Source organism: Streptomyces cahuitamycinicus (genome assembly GCF_002891435.1).
In the GTDB taxonomy this organism is placed as follows: Bacteria; Actinomycetota; Actinomycetes; order Streptomycetales; family Streptomycetaceae; genus Streptomyces; species Streptomyces cahuitamycinicus.
Genome location: NZ_POUC01000510.1, coordinates 1 through 5,122, shown reverse-complemented (window position 1 = coordinate 5,122; position 5,122 = coordinate 1). Strand labels below are relative to the sequence as shown.

The 5,122-nt window shown below is 70.9% G+C and carries 6 protein-coding genes and 1 pseudogene; 4 read left to right on the top strand and 3 right to left on the bottom strand.

The window, feature by feature from the left end; genetic code table 11:
• Nucleotides 1-328, bottom strand: a pseudogene (locus C1J00_RS37980) (hypothetical protein); the annotation flags it as partial.
• Nucleotides 329-584: 256 nt separating this feature from the next.
• Here C1J00_RS37980 and C1J00_RS37975 point away from each other — a divergent pair.
• The 3 genes from C1J00_RS37975 to tgmB all read left to right on the top strand — a co-directional run bounded on the left by C1J00_RS37975 (nucleotide 585) and on the right by tgmB (nucleotide 2,219).
• Nucleotides 585-908 carry a YkvA family protein gene (locus tag C1J00_RS37975; RefSeq protein ID WP_180989845.1) on the top strand — a complete coding sequence of 108 codons (324 nt, stop codon included), beginning with the start codon at nucleotides 585-587 and terminating at the stop codon, nucleotides 906-908.
• Between the two features lie 119 nt (nucleotides 909-1,027).
• On the top strand, nucleotides 1,028-1,219 hold the full coding sequence (gene tgmA / locus C1J00_RS37970) for a putative ATP-grasp-modified RiPP (protein ID WP_053673313.1): 192 nt from the start codon (nucleotides 1,028-1,030) through the stop codon (nucleotides 1,217-1,219).
• 16 nt (nucleotides 1,220-1,235) lie between these two features.
• A complete protein-coding gene (gene tgmB / locus C1J00_RS37965) occupies nucleotides 1,236-2,219 on the top strand; it encodes an ATP-grasp ribosomal peptide maturase (protein WP_102913450.1) in 984 nt (327 codons plus the stop codon).
• 43 nt (nucleotides 2,220-2,262) lie between these two features.
• Here tgmB and C1J00_RS37960 read toward each other — a convergent pair whose 3' ends face one another.
• Both C1J00_RS37960 and C1J00_RS37955 read right to left on the bottom strand, forming a co-directional pair.
• Nucleotides 2,263-2,466, bottom strand: a complete 204-nt coding sequence (locus C1J00_RS37960; protein WP_102913449.1) for a hypothetical protein — start codon at nucleotides 2,464-2,466, stop codon at nucleotides 2,263-2,265.
• A gap of 325 nt (nucleotides 2,467-2,791) precedes the next feature.
• The gene (locus C1J00_RS37955) at nucleotides 2,792-3,043 is read right to left on the bottom strand and encodes a DUF5133 domain-containing protein (RefSeq protein WP_102913448.1); all 252 of its coding nucleotides are present in this window, start codon (nucleotides 3,041-3,043) and stop codon (nucleotides 2,792-2,794) included.
• 448 nt (nucleotides 3,044-3,491) lie between these two features.
• Here C1J00_RS37955 and C1J00_RS37950 point away from each other — a divergent pair, with 448 nt between their 5' ends.
• Nucleotides 3,492-5,066, top strand: coding sequence for an acyl-CoA carboxylase subunit beta (locus C1J00_RS37950; protein WP_180989844.1), 1,575 nt, complete (start codon nucleotides 3,492-3,494; stop codon nucleotides 5,064-5,066).
• Nucleotides 5,067-5,122 lie beyond the last annotated feature (56 nt).

Here is a 5,122-nt window from a genome sequence, read left to right as displayed (position 1 = left end):
GGTTCGCCTCGTCCGGGGCAGGGGCAACGGGCCGGGCAGCGGTCGGGTCCGGCGCGTGGGCCGGCGGCTGCGTTCCCGCCCCGGCCGCCGGGCGGGTGCCGAGGGCGACCGGCTCGGCGGCCGCCGGGCCGGCCTGGTGGGATGCGGCGGACTGCGGGTGCCCCGTCCGGTGCGTCTCGTACGGGCCGGCGGCGGGCTGCGCGCTCGTCTGCTCCACCTGGTGCGTGCCGGTGCCGACGGTTGTCTCGGCGGACGGCTGGGCGGACCCGTTCGGCTCGCTGGGTATGGCAGGTTCGTTCGGGCGGGGTGATGAAGAGCAGGTGGTCATACTCGCCTCCGTGGGAAGAGTGCGTCCGCTCCTGCGCCCCCGTCGTGGGACGAGCGACGTTACGCTGACCACTACTAGGCGCCCCCGTCACCCCGTGCCACTCGGGTGAGCCACCGGGATGACCACGGCAGGGGAAAATCCGCCGACGCGCCGATATGTCGGGCCCCGGCCGCAATACAGCCGCCGGAAACGGGAATCCAGATAGCGGGGTGTTCGGGAGGTCCCGTGTCACGGCATGCCAGGAGGAGGGCAACCCGTGGATACGACCACGAAGCTGATTGTTCTGGCCGCGGTTCTCGCGGCCGTCGTCCTCGTCTTCGCCGTCGTCGTCCTCGTACGGCTGGTACGGACCCGGCGCGAGTTGCAGCGCGCGGGGCTCCCTGCGGGCCCGCGCTGGGTCTTCTGGGGCGCGGTGCTCTATCTGGTGCTGCCCACCGACCTGGTGCCCGATCCGGTGTACCTGGACGACATCGGCGTCCTGCTGCTCGCTCTGCGCACTGTCCGCGGCTCCCTCGGCGAGCGGGAGCGCAGTACGGCACACCGGCCGGACCGGCAACCGGCCAATAACTACGGAAAGTAAGGAAACCAACCACCCGTTCGACTCGTATAAGTCTCTGGAAGCCGAAACAGGCCGGTGGACCGAGCGGTCACGCTCCCGGGCCACCGCCTGATCGGCGCAGTACCGACGAGGGAGAGACGATGCAACCGTTCGCGCTCAACTACGCGCGCCCGGCAGTGGAGTTGGAAGCTGCCATTCCGTACGTGTACGACGCCGGACTGCAGTTGAACGTGCTCCGCGACGGACGGGTCGCGGCCTGTGACTTCGCCCTGTTGAGAGAGTTCGGCACCACGACGTCCACCGCCGGCTCCAAGACGCATTTCGACGACTGACCACGGGCCGCCGAAGATGACCGTACTGATCCTCACCTGTGAGGAGGACGTCACCGCGGACATGGTCGTCGTGCATCTCAACGCGACGGGGGTGCCGGTGGTCCGGGTCGATCCCGCGGACCTGACCGGTGGTGTCGCGTTGTCGGGGGAGTTCGTGCACGGCCGGTTCCGCGGCCACCTGTCCGCCGGGGGGCGGCTGGTGAGCATCGGAGGGCTTCGATCCGTGTGGGTGCGCCGGCCCGGCGTCCCGGCAGCGCGGGCGGCGCAGCCGTCCGCATGGCTGACCGAGGAGGCCGCCCAAGCCCTCTACGGCATGCTGCGGGGCTCGGACGCGCGCTGGATGAATCATCCCGACGCGGCGCGCCGGGCCCGGCACAAGCCGTGGCAGCTGCGCCTGGCCCAGAGATGCGGCCTGCCCGTGCCCGCGACGCTGATCACGACCTTCCCGCGCGCCGCCCGCGAGTTCGCGGAGCGCTACCCCGAGCTGGTGGTCAAGCCGGTCTCGGGCGCGCATCCGCAGGACCCACCCCGGGCCGTGCCGACCAGCCGGGTCGCGCCGGAGACGGACTTCTCCGCCGTCGCGTTCGGGCCGACGCTGCTGCAACGGCGGATCACCAAGCGGGCCGACATCCGGCTCACCGTCGTGGGCGAGCGGATGCTGGCCGCCCGCAAGGCGACCGCCGAGGGCGCGGACCCGGACGAGGTCGACGTGCGGTTCGCCGCGCCCGGTTCGCCATGGAGTCCCGTCGATGTACCGTCCTGCATCGCCCCGGGGGTCCTGTCCTATCTGCGTGAGGCGGAACTGGCGTACGGGGCCTTCGACTTCGTGGAGGACTCCGACGGGACCTGGTGGTTCCTGGAGTGCAACCAGTCGGGGCAGTTCGGGTTCGTCGAGGTGGAGACCGCTCAGCCGATCGCCCGGACCATCGCCGAGTGGCTGGCCCGGCCCGTCCCGGTCCGGCCGCTGCACGTCAACGGCTCGCGCACGACGCTCCCTTGAGCACCGGGCCCGGCGCAGACCGGGCCCGGGCCCACCGCCCGGTTCACTGCGGCCGCGGGCCGGGGAGCATGCCCGTGCGCTGCCACCCTGCTCCCGGGGAGTGCGGACGGTCGTAGCCGAGGGACTGTGAGGGCCGCATGACCAGCTCCAGTTCCCTGCTCACACGTTCGGCCTCGCGGCGCACCTGTGCGGGTACGTCGCCGCGCTCCGCGATGAGTCGGTCGTAGATGGGGGAATCCTGGAACACCCGTCAACGTGCCTTTCTGCTCGTCGGCCCCGTGCGGGGGCGAGACTGCGAGTGTAGGCGGCACGGTGTCCCGGAGTGTGAATTCCTTGGGATGACTTGACGCAGACCGGACATCCGTGACAGGCGATGGCCGGGCTTTCCCAGGCTCCCGTGGTGCAACCCGGCCGGACGATCATCAGGACGGTGCCGCCGCTTCCGAGAGCAGACCGGCAACACACCGCAGCAGCCACTGCAGGGGGCGTGCCGATCCCGCGCCCCCTGCAGTGGCTGCCGCGGGCGCGGGATCGGCACGCCCAGTACTTCCCGTCGGGCCTTTCGTCGGCCCTCAGCCGACCAGCGTCAGGCCGTTCTCCCCGTCCGCGTCGGCGGCGTCCGGCCGCCCTTCGGTGAGCAGCAGGACATCCGCCTTGGCGATGGCGTCACTGATGTCGGACGTCCCCATCATCACGCACAGCGTGTAGCTGACGTCCTCCAGCTCGCGTGCCGCCGTCGGCACGTGCCTCTCCGACTGAGCGATCCTCAGCGACGCGTACCGCGTCAGCAACTCCCTGACGATCTTCCGGTCCGGTACAAGCACGTAGTGCCCCTCTCTGTGTTTTCGCTGCGCCTGCCCGAATCACGCGGAAACATTCACACGGTTTTCTCACCTGTAGCGGATTTGACGAGAACTGATCGGATGCGACCGGTATTAGGTGAGCTGGCCCCTGTGCAGAGCGGTGTACGCCTCGGTGTATGCCCCACCCTGACGACAGGGTCTCGTCCAGCTCCGCCTTGGGTTCGTGACCTCTTCCGGCTGTCGGGCGATGGTGCACCCCAGCCTGGACGCCCCGCGGCCGGGGGTCCAACAGAAGAAGGGGAACGCATTCGGCACTCGGGCCGCTGCATCGCGCCCGGCCCTCGAAGCCCCCTTGTCACACCCGGATGAAAGCCGGCGCCCGAGGACTCAACTCCCCCACACAGACCGGGGATCCGTAGGGCATCCCTCCGCCTCGCTGCCATATTCGAGAGCCACTTCGGAGGTGGTTGTGAGCACAGAGGTGACGGCATCCGGTCCGGGGGAGACGGCGACGCACCCGCCCGGAGGCACCGCGGAGCGCGTCGCGGGCCTGGAGCAGCGCCGGGAGCGGGCGGTGGCCCCGGGCGGGCCGCGCAGACGCGGGGAGTTCTCCGCCCGGGAGCGGATCGAACGGCTCCTGGACAAGGACTCCTTCACGGAGACCGGCCTGTTCGTCCGGGCCCGGCCCGCCGGGGAAGACGCCCGGAGGCCCTACGGCGACGGCGTGGTCACCGGGTACGGCACGGTCGACGGCCGCCCGGTGTGCGTGTTCGCCCAGGACTCCTCGGTGTTCGGCGGCAGCATGGGCGAGGCTTTCGGCGAGAAGACCGTGGCATTGATGGACCTGGCCCTGAAGACCGGCTGCCCGGTGATCGGCCTGAACGACTCCGGAGGGGCCCGCATCCAGGAGGGTGTCGCCTCGCTCGCCCTCTACGCCGAACTGGTCCGCCGCAACGTCAAGGCGTCCGGGGTGATCCCGCAGATCTCGGTCGTCCTGGGGCCGTGCGCGGGCGGCGCCGCGTACTCGCCGGCGATCACCGACTTCACGGTGATGGTGGACGGCGCATCGCACATGTTCGTCACCGGTCCCGACGTCATCGAGACAGTCACGGGCGAGCGCACCACCGCCGAGGAGCTGGGCGGTGCCCGCACCAGCAACACGGTCAACGGCAACGCCCACTTCCTGGCCGCCGACGAGGAGGACGCCCTCGACACCGTGCGGGACCTGCTGTCGTACCTGCCGGCCAACAACCTGGAACGGCCCCCGGAGTACGCCCCCGGGCTTCCGCCGCCCGGCACCGACCTCGACGAGGTGGTCCCGGACAGGCTGGGCGAGGCGTACGACATGCGGGCGATCCTGCACGCGGTCGTCGACGACGGTGAACTGCTCCACGTGCAGGAGCTGTTCGCGCCGAACATCATCTGCGCCCTGGCCCGGATCGAGGGCCGCTCGGTGGGCGTCGTCGCCAATCAGCCGCTGCACGCCGCCGGAGTCCTCGACATCGACGCGTCCGAGAAGGCGGCCCGGTTCGTGCGGTTCTGCGACGCGTTCGGCATCCCGTTGCTGACCTTCGCCGACGTGCCCGGATATCTGTCCGGGGTGCGGCAGGAGCAGGCCGGGATCATCCGGCGGGGCGCGAAACTGCTGTACGCCTACGCCGAGGCCACCGTCCCCAAGGTCACGGTCGTGGTGCGCAAGGCCTACGGCGGCGGATACGCGGTGATGGGTTCCAAGCACCTCGGTGCCGACGTCAACCTCGCCTGGCCCACCGCCCGGATCGCCGTGATGGGCGCCGAGGGGGCCGTGGGCGTCCTGCACCGGCGCGAACTGGCCGCTTCCGACGACCCGGAGGCGCTGCGCGCCCGCCTCCTCGCCACGTACGAACGCACCCACGGCACCCCGTACCTGGCCGCCGAGCGCGGCTATGTCGACGCCGTCATCGCGCCGCGCGAGACCCGGGAACAGGTCTGCCGCGCCCTGCGCGCGCTGCGCGGCAAACGCGCCCCGATGCCGGAACGCCGGCACGGCAACATCCCCCTCTGACCGTCCCCTTCCCCTTCTTCACTGACCCGCAGGCCGATCCGCGCCGTGAGGAGCCC

Bases quoted from the DNA above. Each gene is read 5' to 3' on its own strand.
- tgmA (WP_053673313.1), top strand. From the start codon at position 1,028: ATGCAACCGTTCGCGCTCAACTACGCGCGCCCGGCAGTGGAGTTGGAA.
- tgmB (WP_102913450.1), top strand. From the start codon at position 1,236: ATGACCGTACTGATCCTCACCTGTGAGGAGGACGTCACCGCGGACATG.